12 protein-coding genes are annotated in these 15,686 nt (G+C 70.9%); 5 read left to right on the top strand and 7 right to left on the bottom strand.

The window, feature by feature from the left end:
- Window positions 1-115: 115 nt before the first annotated feature.
- Genes AB0N06_RS07280 through AB0N06_RS07265 form a run of 4 tightly spaced genes read right to left on the bottom strand, consistent with a single transcriptional unit; the run spans window position 116 to window position 3,640 of the window.
- On the bottom strand, window positions 116-991 hold the full coding sequence (locus AB0N06_RS07280) for a 1,4-dihydroxy-6-naphthoate synthase (protein WP_366133702.1): 876 nt from the start codon (window positions 989-991) through the stop codon (window positions 116-118).
- Window positions 975-1,670 carry a futalosine hydrolase gene (locus AB0N06_RS07275; protein WP_366133701.1) on the bottom strand — a complete coding sequence of 232 codons (696 nt, stop codon included), beginning with the start codon at window positions 1,668-1,670 and terminating at the stop codon, window positions 975-977. Before AB0N06_RS07275 ends, AB0N06_RS07280 begins: the two co-directional genes overlap by 17 nt.
- Window positions 1,671-1,699: 29 nt before the next feature.
- A complete protein-coding gene (locus AB0N06_RS07270; RefSeq protein ID WP_366133700.1) occupies window positions 1,700-2,182 on the bottom strand; it encodes a DUF2771 domain-containing protein in 483 nt (160 codons plus the stop codon).
- A gap of 27 nt (window positions 2,183-2,209) precedes the next feature.
- On the bottom strand, window positions 2,210-3,640 hold the full coding sequence (locus AB0N06_RS07265; protein ID WP_366133699.1) for an MFS transporter: 1,431 nt from the start codon (window positions 3,638-3,640) through the stop codon (window positions 2,210-2,212).
- A gap of 395 nt (window positions 3,641-4,035) precedes the next feature.
- Between AB0N06_RS07265 and AB0N06_RS07260 the strand changes: the two genes are divergently transcribed.
- From AB0N06_RS07260 to AB0N06_RS07245, 4 genes are all read left to right on the top strand, one after another.
- Window positions 4,036-4,971: a DUF3027 domain-containing protein gene (locus AB0N06_RS07260; protein WP_366133698.1), complete on the top strand. Its 936-nt coding sequence runs from the start codon at window positions 4,036-4,038 to the stop codon at window positions 4,969-4,971.
- A 565-nt stretch (window positions 4,972-5,536) separates the two neighbouring features.
- Window positions 5,537-8,797: a molecular chaperone Hsp90 gene (locus tag AB0N06_RS07255; RefSeq protein WP_366133718.1), complete on the top strand. Its 3,261-nt coding sequence runs from the start codon at window positions 5,537-5,539 to the stop codon at window positions 8,795-8,797.
- Between the two features lie 188 nt (window positions 8,798-8,985).
- Window positions 8,986-9,921, top strand: a complete 936-nt coding sequence (locus tag AB0N06_RS07250; RefSeq protein WP_366133697.1) for a hypothetical protein — start codon at window positions 8,986-8,988, stop codon at window positions 9,919-9,921.
- A 205-nt stretch (window positions 9,922-10,126) separates the two neighbouring features.
- Window positions 10,127-10,900 (top strand): DUF5707 domain-containing protein, encoded by a 774-nt coding sequence (locus tag AB0N06_RS07245; protein ID WP_366133695.1) that lies wholly within the window; start codon window positions 10,127-10,129, stop codon window positions 10,898-10,900.
- A gap of 3 nt (window positions 10,901-10,903) precedes the next feature.
- Here AB0N06_RS07245 and AB0N06_RS07240 read toward each other — a convergent pair whose 3' ends face one another.
- Together AB0N06_RS07240 and AB0N06_RS07235 are read right to left on the bottom strand one after the other, a co-directional pair.
- The gene (locus AB0N06_RS07240; protein ID WP_366133694.1) at window positions 10,904-13,372 is read right to left on the bottom strand and encodes an HAD-IC family P-type ATPase; all 2,469 of its coding nucleotides are present in this window, start codon (window positions 13,370-13,372) and stop codon (window positions 10,904-10,906) included.
- A 96-nt stretch (window positions 13,373-13,468) separates the two neighbouring features.
- Window positions 13,469-13,768: a DUF2530 domain-containing protein gene (locus AB0N06_RS07235; protein WP_366133693.1), complete on the bottom strand. Its 300-nt coding sequence runs from the start codon at window positions 13,766-13,768 to the stop codon at window positions 13,469-13,471.
- A 187-nt stretch (window positions 13,769-13,955) separates the two neighbouring features.
- Between AB0N06_RS07235 and AB0N06_RS07230 the strand changes: the two genes are divergently transcribed.
- Window positions 13,956-15,410, top strand: coding sequence for an NCS2 family permease (locus AB0N06_RS07230; protein WP_366133692.1), 1,455 nt, complete (start codon window positions 13,956-13,958; stop codon window positions 15,408-15,410).
- Here AB0N06_RS07230 and AB0N06_RS07225 read toward each other — a convergent pair.
- Window positions 15,403-15,594: a ribbon-helix-helix protein, CopG family gene (locus AB0N06_RS07225; protein WP_358862349.1), complete on the bottom strand. Its 192-nt coding sequence runs from the start codon at window positions 15,592-15,594 to the stop codon at window positions 15,403-15,405. The two genes, AB0N06_RS07230 and AB0N06_RS07225, sit on opposite strands and share 8 nt — an antisense overlap.
- Between the last annotated feature and the right edge of the window lie 92 nt (window positions 15,595-15,686).

Below are 15,686 nucleotides of genomic sequence, written 5' to 3'. Positions count from 1 at the left end.
CGCGACCGGCAAGGTTTGCCCCGTCGCGGCGTAAACCTTGCCGGTCGCGGCACTAGCGCCGGGAGGGGCGCCAGTGCCCCTCCCGGCACCGGGCGTCCGGCCGTAACCCGTTACGTCAGGCGAACGACAGAGCGTCCGGGCCGAGGGGCGGCACCAGCCCCTCGGCCGCCGCGCGCGTGAGCAGCCCGCGGACCGCCGCATAGCCGCTCTCGCCGAGGTCGGCGGTGAACTCGTTCACGTACAGCCCGATGTGCTGGTCGGCGACGGCCGGGTCCATCTCCTGGGCGTGCTCCAGCACGTACGGCCGTGACATCTCCGGGTCGTCCCACGCCATCCGTACCGACGTGCGGATCGACTCGGCCAGCAGCTTCAGCGTCTCCGCGCCCAGTGACCGCTTGGCGATGATCGCGCCGAGCGGGATCGGCAGCCCGGTCGTCGCCTCCCAGTGCTCGCCCATGTCGGCGAGGCTGTGCAGCCCGTAGTTCCGGTACGTGAAACGCGCCTCGTGGATGACGAGACCGGCGTCCACCTTCCCGTCCCGCACGGCGGGCATGATCTCGTCGAACGGCATGACGACGATCTCGCCCACATCGCCCGGCAGGACATGCGCCGCCCAGAGCCGGAACAGCAGATACGCGGTGGAGCGCTCGCTCGGGACGGCGACGGTCTTTCCCGTCAGATCCGTACCCGGCTCCTTCGTCAGGACGAGCGGCCCGCAGCCGCGGCCCAGCGCACCGCCGCAGGGCAGCAGGGCGTACTCCTCCAGGACCCAGGGCAGCACCGCGTACGACACCTTCAGCACGTCCAGCTCGCCGCGCTCGGCCATGCCGTTCGTGATGTCGATGTCGGCGAAGGTGACATCGAGGGCGGGCGCGCCGGGGACCCTGCCGTGCGCCCAGGCGTCGAAGACGAAGGTGTCGTTCGGGCACGGCGAGAAGGCGATCTTCACAGCGGTGCCGGGCTTCGCGGTGCCCTCAGTCGAGTCGGTCATGCTGGGTCCAACCTTCCAGTACGGGGGTGAGCTTCCCGAACGCGTCGGTGAGTGCGGCCAGCGCGTCGCCGATGCGCCAGGCGTCCCGGTCGCGCGGGCCGACGGCATTCGACACGGCCCGGATCTCCAGCACCGGTACGCGCAGCCGGTCGGCTGCCTCGGCGACCCCGAAGCCCTCCATGGCCTCGGCGACGGCGTCCGGATGCGCGCCGCGGAGGGCGGCGGCGCGGGCGGCACTGCCGGTCACGGTGGAGACGGTGAGGATGTCGCCGGTGACCGCGCCGGTCGCGGCGGCCACGTCCCGTACCAGGGCCGGCGGCGGCTCGAACCGGTCCCGGCCGAAGCCCAGGGCGGTGACGGGCACGAACCCGTCGGGGGTCTCCGCGCCCAGATCGGCGGCGACGATCGCGCTCGCCACGACGAGGGAGCCGACCGGGGCGCCGGGCGCGAACCCGCCGCCGATACCGGCGGAGACCACCAGGCCGTAGGACCCGGAGGCAAGTCCGAACGCGGCGGCCGCGGCCGCGGCCGCCGGACCGGCGCCGCCCGCGAGGACATCGACACCGCCGGCGCGGTGCAGCTCGGCGCCCGGTGCCCGGACCACCTCCGGTCCGTCCGTGAACGCACGCGTGACCGCGTCCCGTTCCACCGGGACAGCGGTCACGACGAGCACACGCACGGGGAAGGTCCTCCCGGGTCGGGAGGGGGTCAGCTGGTCTTCACGAAGGTGAAGTGCCAGATGCCCGTGAGCTTCTTGCCCGTGGTCTCCACGATGCTGATTTCCGTCTTGTTCGCGGTCGCACCGGTCTGGCTGGAGAAGAAGGCGCTGCCCGGGATGGACCGGTAGGTCTTCTTGTACGGCTCCTGCTCGGCCTGCTGGCCGTTGATGAAGAGGGTCCAGCCGTTGTCCGCGATCTTCGGGTCGACGCCGAAGCGGACCTTGTCGTCCATCGCGACCTTGACGGTGTTCTCGGCCTTCTTGTTGTTCAGGCAGCCCTGGATCAGCGACTCCTTGATGGCGTTGCCGTCGTTGTAGCAGGTTGCCTCGGCACTCACCGAGGTGTCGCCGACCGTCACGGTGGCGAGCGGCGTCGGCTTTTCGCAGGCGGACAGGACAAGGAGTCCCGCGGATACGGCACCAAGAGCGACGCCGATTCGACGGCCCTTACCGGAGAAGAACGCAACGGTCATGGGCCGAAGGCTATCGGTCGCTCCCGCTCACGCCACGCGGGGGTGCGGCGAGCCGCGCCGAGCCGCACCCAGCAGACCCCGTACGGAGGCTGCCGCACCGAGGGCGAGGATCCCCGCAGCGACCGACATTCCCAGTACGCCGTTGAGGGGGAGGACGATGCCGATACCGCCGCCGACCACCCAGGCCATCTGGAGCAGTGTCTCGGACCGGGCGAACGCCGACGCGCGGACCTCCTCGGGCACGTCGCGCTGGATCATCGCGTCCAGCGACAGCTTGGACAGTGCCTGGGTGAAACCCGCCACAGCGCCGAGCGCGGCGACCATCACGGTGGAGAAGAAGACCGCGGCGAGGACGGCGACACCGAGCGCCAGACCCAGCACCGAGGCGATGATCGCCTCCGGGCCGCGGGCCCGGAGCCAGGAGCCCATCGCCGTGCCGAGGGCATTGCCGACCCCGGCCGCGACACCGACGATGCCGAGCGAGACGGCCGCGCTCTGCCCGGCGAGCGGGTGCACCCGCAGCAGGAACGCCAGGAAGAAGATCAGGAAGCCGGAGAGCGCGCGGTGCGCGGCGTTGGCCTGGAGTCCGTGCAGGACGGACGGCCCGACGGTCCGCAGCCCCAGCCCCAGCCGCTTCTCCTTGTTTCCGTTGGCCCTGGCCCTGCCCTTTTTGCCGTTGGCCCCGGATTGCCCGGTACGGACGGGGGACTGATGGCTGTGCGGCTCGACCAGCTGGGCGCGGCGTTCGCCCTTCGCCGAGTCGACCTTGCGGGGCAGCGTGAACGCGAGAACGGTGCCGCCGGTGAAGATCAGACACGCGCCGTAGAGCGGCCAGGGCGCCCCGATGGTCTGCAGCCCGGCCCCGATCGGCGCCGCCACGCCCGTGGCCAGAAGCCCGGCCAGGGTGACCCGGGAATTGGCCTTCACCAGGGAGAAACGAGGTGGCAGCAGGCGTGGCACGACCGCGCTGCGCACGACCCCGTACGCCTTCGAGGCGACCAGCACGCCCAGTGCCGCCGGATACAGCTCCAGGCCGCCCGTGGCGACCGCGCCCGACATCGTGAGCGCGAGCACCGCACGTGCCAGCATGGCGCCCGCCATCGCGGCGCGGCGGCCGTGCGGCAGACGGTCCAGGAGCGGGCCGATGACCGGGGCGAGGAGAGTGAACGGCGCCATCGTCACGGCGAGGTAAAGGGCGACGCGGCCGCGCGCCTCGTCCGTCGGGACGGAGAAGAACACGGTCGACGCGAGCGCCACCGTGACCATCACGTCGCCCGCGCCGTTCACGGCGTGCAGCTCGATCAGTTTGCCGAGTCCGGACTCGCCGGCCCCGTGGGCGTGCGTCGCCCTGCGGATGCCTTTCGCGGTGCCGGTGAACGGCGTGTGCAGGGCATGACCGATCGACCGGGCCGTCCTGCGGAGCGGGCCGGACCCGTCGTGCGACCTGGCGGAAGCCACCCCGACATAGTGCCCCAGCCACTGCGGTAACGAACCGAGAACGGTACGGGGCGCGGGGTTCGCCGCCCTGTCGGGTCAGCGAGCACCCTGCCGACAGGGCATTCCTGTGACTGCCCGGCCCGGACACCGCGGTGGATACGCCGTCGTTTGGGACGGGAGGTGGGCGGGGAGCTGCGGAGAGGGTAGCGTGCGTAGCGCGCCCCCGGCGGTTGTTCTTGGCCGCGCGCCTCTCGGCGATCCCGCAGAATGGATAGCAGAAGGCGCGCCCGAGGCAGGCACAACGGGTGCGGACGTCGACGCGGCCCCCAGGTCCGCTCCGCCCGCAACCGTCATGGCCGAAATCGATGGATCTGCTGGCGCACTCGTGAGACGGCGTATGGAGAGAAGCGAGACCTGTGAGTGCTGCTACGACGCGAAGCCGTACTGCCCGTACCCCTGCCCCCGACCGTCTGTGCGCCGAGGCCGTAGACCTCGCGCGCGCGGCGGCCGAGGAAGTGGCCGCGCCGGGGGAGGTCGGTGAGCACGTGGGCCTGGTCTCCGAGGGGGACCGGGTCGTCACGCACTACTTCGAGTGCAAGGAGCCCGGCTACAAGGGCTGGCGTTGGGCGGCGACGGTCGCCAGGGCCTCCCGCGCCAAGGTCGTCACGCTCGACGAGGCGGTACTGCTGCCGGGGACCGACGCGCTGCTCGCTCCCGAGTGGGTGCCATGGAGCGAGCGGCTGCGGCCCGGCGACATGGGACCCGGTGATCTGCTGCCGACGGAGGCGGAGGATCTGCGTCTGGAGCCGGGGTACAGCGGCGAGGACGAGCCGGCGCCGAACTCGGTGGCCTCCGAGATGTCGGAGGAGATGGCCGACCTCGTCGACGCGGAGGACGCGGAACTCACCACGCGCCCGGAGACGACGAGGCGCGGCTCCATCGCCGCGCTCGCGGAAGAGCTCGGCATGCGGCGGGCACGAGTGCTGTCCCGGTACGGGCTGCATACCGCGGCCGACCGCTGGGAAGAGGGATTCGGCCCGAAGACGCCGATGGCTCAGGCGGCACCGGCATCCTGTGTCACCTGCGCCTTCCTGGTGCCGCTCGCGGGTTCGTTGCGGCAGGCCTTTGGCGTGTGCGCGAACGAGTTCGGCCCGGCGGACGGTCATGTTGTCTCCCTGTCGTACGGCTGCGGCGGGCACTCGGAGGCAGCGGTGATGCCGAAGCCGCCGAAGCCGGCGCCGCACGCGCTGGACACGATGCAGGTGGACGAGTACCCGCTGCGCCCGGCGCGGGACAGCGGATCGGTCCCGGTGGAACCGGATGAGCCGTCGGAGGACCTGGGTCACTCCTGACGCTCCTGGCCGCTGGGGGTCCGGGTTTGCGGTACCCGGGGGTCGCGCGCGGCGACCCCGGGGCTCCCGGTGGGTGCTTTGTCCTCAAGCGCCGGACGGGCTCGGTGAGGGTCCCGTGCGGGTTTCGGGTGCGGCCCGGTGGGCGTGTTGCCTCCAGTGCCGGACGGGCTGGATGTGGTCGGGGTGCGTGTTGCCTCCAGCGTCGGGCGGGCTGGATGTGGTCGGGGTGCGTTCTTCGGGGGCGGAATCGGGCCCGGTCCGGCGACTGAGGGCAAGGCGTCGAGGACGTGCCGGGTTCGCGGCCTCGCCGTCGTTTTCGGCTCGCCGAAATGGTCCCCCGCGCCCCGAAGGGGATGTGACCCGGGTGGTGCCGCGCCGGGGGCATTTCACGCCTGCCCGGCGATGGCGGACAAGGGCGGCGCCCCACCGCTGCGCCACGCAGGATTGCCGGTCGCGGTACCTTCGGGCGCACACTGGCGGCACGGGTGTACGCGCACGCAGGCGCACACACCCCCGCCGGACACGGGTAACGCGTCACCGGACAGAGCGGAGTCAGAGCGTGAGCATGAATGCGACCGAGGGGGCCGATCCGTTCGGGACGGCACGGCTGCGGCGCGGCGTGCTCGACACCTGGGGCGCCGGTCCGGCCCGGTTCCGGGAGGACGCCAACGCCGAGGAGGACCTCGCGCTCGGCGGGTACCGCGACCGCCTCGTCGTCGAGCTCGCCCAGAACGCCGCCGATGCGGCCGCCCGCGCCGGCGTCCCCGGCCGGCTCCGTCTCACCCTTCACCCCGCCTCGGACACCGGACCCGCCGTCCTCGCCGCCGCCAACACCGGCGCCCCCCTCGACGCCACTGGCGTCGAATCGCTCAGCACGCTCCGCGCCTCCGCCAAGCGCGAGGGTCACGAGACCGCCGTCGGCAGGTTCGGCGTCGGGTTCGCCGCCGTCCTCGCGGTCAGCGACGAGCCCGCCGTCATCGGCCGGCACGGCGGCGTCCGCTGGTCCCTCGCCGAGGCCCGTGACCTCGCCCGCGAGACCGCCGTCGGCAGCCCGGGCCTCGGTGACGAACTCCGCCGCCGCGACGGCCACGTACCGCTGCTGCGTCTTCCGCTGCCCGCCGAGGGCACCGCACCCGACGGGTACGACACCGTCGTCGTCCTGCCGCTGCGCGACGGCGTCGCCGAGGACCTCGTCGGACGGCTGCTCGCCGCCGTCGACGACGCGCTCCTCCTGACGCTCGGCGGTCTCGAAGAGGTCGTCATCGACACCCCCGAGGACCTACGGACGCTGCGCCGCTCCCAGCACGGCCCGTACACACACATCGACGACTCCGCATACGGCACGAACCGCTGGCGCACCGTCGCCCAGCACGGGCCGATCGAACCGGCCCTGCTCGCCGACCGCCCGCTGGAGGAACGGCTGCGTCCGCACTGGTCGGTGACCTGGGCGGTGCCCGTGGACGTGGAAGGGGCGCCGGTGTACCCCCGTACCGCCCCCGTCGTCCACGCGCCGACCCCCACCGACGAGCCCCTCGGCGTTCCCGCTCTGCTCATCGCGTCGCTGCCGCTCGACACCACCCGCCGCCACCCCGCGCCCGGCCCGCTCACCGACTTCCTGGTGCAGCGCGCGGCCGACGCGTACGCCGAACTGCTCGCCGACTGGCATCCGGTGTCCATCGCCACTCTCGACCTCGTGCCCGGTCCGCTCGGCAAGGGCGCACTGGACGGTGCCGTGCGCGGCGCGATCCTGGACCGGCTGTCGCGTGTCGCGTTCCTGGAGCCCGCCGCCCCGCGCGACGCCGCCGCCGAACCCGAGCAGTGGGACGCCTGGGACGCCGGGGCGGAGAGCGTCCGTGTGGCCACCACCGCGCTGCGGCCGATCGAGGCAGAGGTCGTGGAGGGGGTGGGCGCCGAGACCGTTCAGGTGCTTGCCGAGGTGCTGCCGTGCCTGCTGCCCGCGGGACTTGAGCGCCGGAGCGAACTGCGTACCCTCGGCGTCGCCCGGGTCCCGCTGACCGAGGCGATCGACCGGCTCGCCGGTCTGGAGCGCGAACCCGCCTGGTGGCAGCGGCTGTACGAGAGCCTGTCGGGAATCGACCCCGACCGGCTCTCCGGACTCCCGGTCCCGCTGGCCGGAGCGGTGGAGAACGCGGTGGGCGCCCCGGATATCGCGCCACCCCGCACCGTCATCGGCCCCCGCCAGGTTCTCCTGCCGCTCCCCGACGCCCTCACCGGCCCGGTCCTGGGCCAGCTGGCCCGGCTCGGGCTGAAGGTCGCGCATCCGGATGCCGCCCATCCGCTCCTGGAGAAGCTGGGCGCCCTGCCCGCCACCCCGCGCGCGGTGCTGACGACCCCGCAGGTGCGTGCGGCCGTCGCCGGTTCGCTGGACGCCGGAGAGGTGTGGGACGAGGACGCGCTGGACGCGGAAGAGCTCGCGGACACCGTCCTCAGGCTCGTCCGGGACGCCGACCTCGAGCCGGGCGACGAACCCTGGCTCGGTGCGCTCGCCCTCCCCGACGAGGACGGTGAGCCCACACCTGCCGGTGAACTCGTGCTGCCGGGAAGCCCGTTCGCGAGCATCATGCGCGAGGGCGAACTCGCGCTCTGCGACGAGGAGCTGGCGGACCGCTGGGGTGAGCAGCCGCTGACCGCCTGCGGGGTGCTGGCCACCTTCGCGCTCGTCCGGGCCACCGATGTCGTCCTCGACCCCGATGAACTGGAGCCACGCGAAGGCGACTTCGCCGAGTCCGACGACGCGGGACTGCTCGACGCCGTCGACGTGTGGTGCGAGGACATTCTCGACCAGCTGCACTTGAGTCTGCCGCCGCGCAGCGGTGACGACGAGGGGTGGTGGTCGGGCGACGGGCGGGTCTCCGTGCCGCCGGTCGCCACCGAACTCGTCGCCGTCCGCGACCTCGACCTCGTCGACGACGACGCCTGGCCGCAGGCGCTCGCCCTGCTCTCCCGGCCGCCGCTGCGCGACGCGCTGACCCAGCCGGTGCGGGTGCTGCTCCCGGACGGCACGACCCAATCCGTGCGCCCGTACACCGCCTGGTGGCTGCGCGACCACCCGGTGCTCGACGGCCGGCGCCCGGCGGGGCTGCGGGCCGCGGGCGGCGACTCGCGGCTGTCCGGACTGTACGACTCCACCGATGCGACCGGCTTCGACGACGCCCAGGTGCTGCATGCCCTCGGTGTGCGGACCTCCGTCGCCGCGCTCCTCGACGAGCCGGGCGGTGCGGCGGAACTCCTCGGCCGGCTCGCGGACGAGGACCGTGCGGTCGGCTCCGTACAACTCCACGAGCTGTACACGGCCCTGGCCGATCTCGACCCGGAACAGGTCACGCTGCCCGACGAGCTGCGGGCCGTGGTCGACGGAGAGGTACGGGTCGTCGACGCGGCCGACGCGCTGATCGCGGACGCCCCCGACCTGCTGCCGCTGACGGGCAGCCTGCCGCTCCTGCCGGTGGCCCCGGCGCGCGCCGCGGAACTGGCCGAGCTGTTCCAGGTGCGGCGGCTCGGCGAGACCGTCGAGGCGGAGGTGACGACGGACGGCGAGGAGCACCAGGTGCCGGAGTCGGTACGGATCCTGCTCGGCGCCGGTACCCCGGACACGTACGTCGAACACGGCGAACTCCGCGCGGGCGGCGTCGAACTGGACTGGCGCCGCACCCCGGACGGGACCGTCCACGCCTCGACGCTGGAGGGTGTCGCGGCGGGGCTGGCCTGGGCGGCGGGCCAGTGGCCGCGCCGTTTCGAGGTCGCGGCTCTGCTGCAGGATCCCTCGCGCACGGAGGAGTTGGCGCGCGACCGCTGGTTCGACTGACGGAGCGGAGAGGCGGAACGCGTCAATACCCGGGCAGGATCACGCATTCGCAAAAATCCCCACGGGCCATACAACCGTTCACGCGTCCCAGGAGTCTTGATCTGTGAAGTCACCAGGCTTCACAGACGACCTTGGGCCCGGGAACGGACGACCTCCGCGGGCCCCTTCTCCACATTGGGGAATGAAACATGCGTATTCGTGCCACCGTGGCTGCTGTAACCGGCGCCCTGGCTCTCTCCGCCCTCGTCGTTCCGTCTGCGGCTCAGGCCGCCGACGCGCACCACTCCACCGCCCTCGATGCCGCGCACGCCGCTCAGGCCGCGTCCGGCGCGCAGTCCGGTGCGAAGTCCGGCGCGCGCTCCGTCACCGCCGCCGGGACCGTCGGTGCCCCGCTCGACCTGACCTTCTCGAAGCTCACCGTGAACGGCGGCAAGCCGATCGCCGTGGGTACCTCCGGCACGAAGACCGTGGCGACCACGTACACCGTGACGCACGCCGCCGACGTGGACATCTTCGGCGCCGACTTCTTCCTCGACGTCGCGCTCTACCGCGGTTCGTTCGACGTTCCGACGAACGAGCTCTACGGCGCCAAGCCCCCCACCTGCACGGCCGTCTCCTCGACGGTCGCCACCTGCAAGGGGCAGATCGCCATCTCGCCGTACTACGACCTCATCGGCAACGCGGACGCCACGACGTGGAAGGCGATGGGCTTCGCCGTCGACTACAACGGCCAGGACCCGACCAACCCCGACCCCACCCAGATCGACTTCGCGCTGCAGGACGGCCTGGGTACCGCCAAGCTCCAGCGCTTCTCGAAGCTGACGGCCGACGCTTCTCCGGAGCCGGTGAAGAAGGGCAAGACCATCACGATCACCGGGAAGCTCTCCCGTGCGAACTGGGACGACCTGGCCTACCACGGCTACGCGAGCCAGCCGGTGAAGCTCCAGTTCCGCAAGAAGGGGACCTCCACCTACACCACGCTGAAGACGATCAAGTCGAGCAGCACCGGCACCCTGAAGACCACGAGCACGGCCAAGGTCGACGGCTACTGGCGCTACAGCTTCGCCGGCACGTCCACCACCCCGGCCGTCTCCGCCGCGGGTGACTACGTCGACGTGCGGTAGTTCCACGCCTGATTGCAGGTTTTGACCACACGTGGTCCACACGAGAAGCGGGATCTCCGGAAGGGGGTCCCGCTTCTCGTGCCCTCATCCCAGGCGTCCCCGTCCGGCCCGCCGGGTCCGCGGACGCACTGACCCATCGGGTCCCGCCGCAGCCGGAGCCACCACGCCGCCTGCCCGGCGGACCCCTTTCTCCACCGGAGAAGACATGCGTATGCGTGCCACTGTCGCCGCCGCGTCCGGCGCCCTGATCCTGTCCGCCTTCGCCGTCCCGGCCGCGCACGCGGCAACGGCGGATCCCGTCGTCTCCAAGGTCACCGTCAACGGCGGCAAGAACACCGTCCTGGGTACGACGGCAGCGAAGACCATCACCGTGTCGGTCACCGCCTCGCACGCCTCCGGCATAGCCGACGGCTGGGTGATCCTGTGGCACGGGAAGAACCCGGACGAAGGCATGGACGGCGCGCTGCTGCCGAACGAGGAGGAAGCGACCTGCAAGGCCGCGAGCGCCACCACCTCCACCTGCTCGTACACCATCACGATCGACCCGAGGGTCGATCTGACGAAGAACGCGCTGGCCGGCTCCTGGCACGTCCTCGCCGGCGCGGAGGCCAAGGACGGCTCCAGCACGTCCTACGACTCCTACACCACGGCGAAGATCCAGCGGCTGTCGAAGCTGACGGTCAACGCCTCCCCGGAGCCCGTCAAGAAGGGCAGGGCCATCACGGTCACGGGCAAGCTGTCGCGCGCCAACTGGGAGACGCACGCCTACGCGGGCTACTCCGGTCAGGCGGTCAAGCTCCAGTTCCGCAAGAAGACCAGCTCCACGTACACCACGGTGAAGACGATCAAGTCGAGCAGCACCGGCAGCCTGAAGACCACGGTCACCGCCTCGGTCGACGGCTACTGGCGCTACAGCTTCGCCGGCACGTCCACCACCCCGGCCGTCACCACCGCCGGTGACTTCGTCGACGTGCGGTAGCGGCTACGCGGGGAAGCGGCGGCTGACCAGTCTCCAGGTGAACTCCAGGGCAGCCGCCGCCACCACCGCGATCGCCACCGCCGTCCACGGCATGACCGCGCCCACCAGCTTCAGCGCGAAGAAGTTCTGCAGCCACGGCACCACCAGCACGACCAGGAACGCCGCTCCCATCGACGCGACGAGGACGATCCGCCACCACGTGTACGGGCGGGCGATGATCGCGAGCACCCACATCGAGACCAGGAACAGCGTGAGCGTCGCCACGCTGGTCTCCGCGTCCAGCGCCCCTGCTCCCGTGTAGTAGTGCCGGGCGATCATGTACGTCACGAAGGTGGCGATGCCCGCGATGAGGCCGGAGGGCACGGAGTACCGCATGACTCTGCGGACGAAGTGCGGCTGGGCCCGCTCCTTGTTGGGCGCGAGGGCCAGGAAGAACGCCGGGACGCCGATCGTCAGCGTCGACAGCAGGGTCAGATGCCGGGGCAGGAACGGGTACTCGACCTGGAAGCAGACCACCAGGATCGCCAGCAGCACCGAGTACACGGTCTTCGTCAGGAACAGGGTCGCGACCCGGGTGATGTTGCCGATCACCCGGCGGCCCTCCGCGACCACCGACGGCAGCGTCGCGAAGCTGTTGTTGAGCAGGACGATCTGGGCGACGGCGCGTGTCGCCTCGGAGCCCGAACCCATCGAGACGCCGATGTCGGCGTCCTTCAGCGCCAGCACGTCGTTGACCCCGTCGCCCGTCATCGCGACCGTGTGTCCGCGGGACTGGAGGGCGGCGACCATCTCACGCTTCTGCTGCGGGGTGACCCGGCCGAAGACCGCGTTCTGCTCCATGGCCGTGGCCATCTCGTCCGGGTCCGTGGGCAGTCGGCGCGCGTCCAGCGTGTGCTCGGCGCCGGGCAGGCCGAGCTTGCCCGCGACCGCGCCGACCGAGACGGCGTTGTCCCCGGAGATGACCTTCGTGGCGACCCGCTGGTCGGCGAAGTAGCGCAGTGTGTCCCCGGCGTCCGGCCGCAGCCGCTGCTCCAGCACGATCAGCGCGGTCGGTACGGCCCGGTGGGCGATCTCCGGCTCCGCCAGTTTGCCCTCGGCGCGCGCCAGCAGCAGCACTCGCAGCCCCTGCTCGTTGAGCTGCTCGATCTCGTCGAGCGCCGGGTCCTGGTTCGGGAGGAGAACATCGGGTGCGCCGAGCAGCCAGGTCGACGACCGCCCGTCGGCCTCGACGAACGCGGCGCCGCTGTACTTGCGTGCCGAGGAGAACGGCAGTGCCTCCGTGCACCGCCATGCCTCGCCGTTCGGGGACGGGTACGCGTCGATGATCGCCTGCAGGCTGGCGTTGGGCCGCGGATCGGATGCGCCGAGGGCTCTCAGCACCCGGCGTATGTACGGGTCGTCCGCGCCGTTCAGCGCCCGCACCTCGGTGACGTCCATCCCGCCCTCGGTGAGCGTGCCGGTCTTGTCCAGGCAGACGACGTCGACCCGGGCGAGACCCTCGATGGCGGGCAGCTCCTGCACGAGGCACTGCTTGCGGCCGAGCCGGACGACACCGATCGCGAAGGCGACCGAGGTGAGCAGGACCAGGCCCTCGGGGACCATCGGGACGATGCCGCCCACGGCGCGGGCGATCGAGTCCTGGACGTTGCTGTTGTGGACGACGAGCTGGCTGATGATGAGGCCGATCGCGGCCGGCACCATCATCCAGGTGACGTACTTGAGGATCATGCTGATGCCGCTGCGCAGCTCGGACTGGACGAGCGTGAAGCGGGAGGCCTCCTCGGCGAGCTGCGCGGCGTAGGCCTCGCGGCCGACTTTGGTGGCGCAGAACGCGCCGCCGCCCGCGACGACGAAGCTGCCGGACATCACCGGGTCGCCCGCCTGCTTCAGTACGGGGTCGGCCTCGCCGGTGAGCAGCGACTCGTCGATCTCCAGGTTGTCGGCCTCGGCCACCGCGCCGTCGACCACGACCTTGTCGCCGGGCCCGAGCTCGATGAGATCGCCGAGGACGATCTCGGAGGTGGAGATCTCGGCCGCGACCCCGTCGCGACGGACCGTGGGTTTCACTTCGCCGATGACCGCGAGGCTGTCCAGGGTCTTCTTGGCGCGCCACTCCTGGACGATGCCGATGCCTGTGTTGGCGATGATCACGAAGCCGAAGAGGCTGTCCTGGATCGGCGCGACGGACAGCATGATCAGCCAGAGCACGCCGATGATCAGGTTGAACCGGGTGAAGACGTTGGCGCGGACGATCTCGCGCATGGAGCGGGACGAGCGGACGGGTACGTCGTTGACCTCGCCGCGGGCGATCCGCTCGGCCACCTGGGCCGCGGTCAGCCCGCTCGTGCGGACGGCCGGGGCGGGAAGCTTTATCGGATGGACCGGGTCGAGCTCGGAACCGGCGTCGATCCTGGCCGGCCGGGGCCGGCCGGGTGTGCGCTCCCCGGAGGAGCGAAGTGCCCTCTGCGTCATGGTTCCGACGGTACGGGTAGAACATCCGGTTCACCCGTCGGGGGGGTGAAGATCAGACCGGAGGAGGAGCGGAATGGTCCTCGGGTGGCACGGAAGTCAGGGCCGGCCCTGACCTTCGCCGGTGGCGCCGGACGCGTCAGCCTGTCCGGCCGCGGCGGCCGCCCGCTTGATCGCCGCGTCGCGCCCCCGCACGTACCAGATACCGATCAGTCCGAGCCCGGCACCGGCCAGACACGTCCAGATCCACCATGCGTGACCGTGGTCGTCGAACCAGCCGTAGAACGGCAGCTGCACGAGGAAGAGGACGAACCAGAGGATCGTGCCGCCGGTGATGGTGGCGACGACGGGCCCCTCCAGGGGCTCGGGTGCCTCGTGTATCGGTGTCCACTTCGCCATGGGCTCAGTCTATGCGGCCCGTATGCAAAGCCCCTCGGCCTAGTCGGCCCATGGGTCTACGCGCGGAGATAGCGATCTTCGCCTTATGTATTCATACTGAATCTGCTTACGGCTGGCTCGACTTATTCGTATGAAAGTCCAAAACTGGCCGCTTTTTTCTCCTTTCTACGCACGACTGAGGTCATACATGTCCCCCTCGGCCACCGCTCCGGTCGCCTCCAAGCAGCCTGCGGCTCCGCAGCCGCACGGCAGCCTGGATCGTTTCTTCAAGATCTCCGAGCGGGGGTCGTCGGTCGCGCGCGAGATCCGTGGCGGATTCGCCACGTTCTTCGCGATGGCGTACATCATCGTGCTGAACCCGATCATCCTCGGCAGCGCGAAGGACATGTACGGGCACCAGCTCGACGGCGGCCAGCTGGTCACCGCCACCGTGCTGACCGCCGCGTTCTCCACGCTCCTGATGGGTGTCATCGGCAACGTGCCGATCGCGCTGGCCGCGGGCCTCGGCGTCAACACCGTCGTCGCCCTCCAGCTCGCCCCCCGGATGAGCTGGCCGGACGCGATGGGCATGGTCGTCCTCGCGGGCATCGTCGTCATGCTGCTGGTCGCGACCGGGCTGCGCGAACGCGTGATGAACGCGGTACCGACGTCGCTCCGCAAGGGCATCGCCATCGGTATCGGTCTCTTCATCCTGCTGATCGGTCTGGTCGACTCGGGCTTCGTCTCCCGCATTCCGGACGCCGCGCACACCACCGTGCCGCTCCAGCTCGGCAGCGGCGGCCACCTCCACGGCTGGCCGGTCCTGGTCTTCGTCCTCGGCGCGCTGCTCACCCTCGCGCTGATCGTCCGCAAGGTGCCGGGCGCGATCCTCATCTCCATCGTCTCGATGACGGTCGTCGCGCTGATCATCAACGCGGTCGCCGATCTGCCGGGCGAGGCGTGGGGTCTGACCGTCCCGCAGTGGCCGGGCAATCCGGTCGCCACCCCCGACTTCGGGCTGATCGGCCACGTCAGCCTGTTCGGCGGCTTCGACAAGGTCGGTGTGCTCACCGGCATCCTGTTCGTCTTCACCGTGCTGCTGTCCTGCTTCTTCGACGCGATGGGCACCATCCTCGGCGTCGGCGACGAGGCCAAGCTGATGGACAAGGACGGCAACTTCCCCGGCATGAACAAGGTGCTGTTCGTGGACGGCATCGCCGTCGCCGCGGGCGGTGCGAGCTCCGCGTCCGCTGGAACCTGCTTCGTGGAGTCCACCGCGGGCGTCGGCGAGGGCGCCCGCACCGGTTTCGCGAGCGTGGTCACCGGCCTGCTGTTCACGGGGGCGCTGTTCCTGACGCCGCTGGCGACCATGGTCCCGTCGCAGGCGGCCACCCCGGCGCTGCTGGCCGTCGGCTTCCTGATCATCGCGGGTTCGGTGCGGGACATCGACTGGAGCGACTACACGCTCGCCGTCCCGGCCTTCCTGGCCATGGTGATGATGCCGTTCACCTACTCGATCACCAACGGCATCGGCGTCGGCTTCATCGCCTTCTCCGTGCTGCGGGTCGCGGCCGGGCGCTGGCGCGAGGTGCCGGTGGCCATGTATGTCGTGTCGGCGGTCTTCGTCTTCTACTACGCGATGCCGTCTCTCGGCCTCACGTGACCTCTTCCGCCCCGTAGAACTTCTGCGTCTCGTCGACGGCCGTCTTGAAGCGCTCGTCGAAGTCGTCCCGAATGAGCGTCCGGACCACATAGTCCTGGACGCTCATTCCGCGTTTGGCGGCGTGCTGCCGGAGCCGGTCGAGCAGCTCACCGTCAAGCCGCAGGCTGAGCACTGTCGATCCCATGGCAAGCAGGGTCAGGCCTCCGAGGTCGCTTGTCGTCACTTTCCGCATCCAACTCACTCGTTCGGGTGAGTGATCGGGTGCGCGTGTACCAC

Source organism: Streptomyces sp. NPDC051020 (assembly GCF_040683105.1).
In the GTDB taxonomy this organism is placed as follows: Bacteria; Actinomycetota; Actinomycetes; order Streptomycetales; family Streptomycetaceae; genus Streptomyces.
Note: the sequence above shows the minus strand (reverse complement) of the source record. Positions and strands in the feature narration are given on the sequence as shown.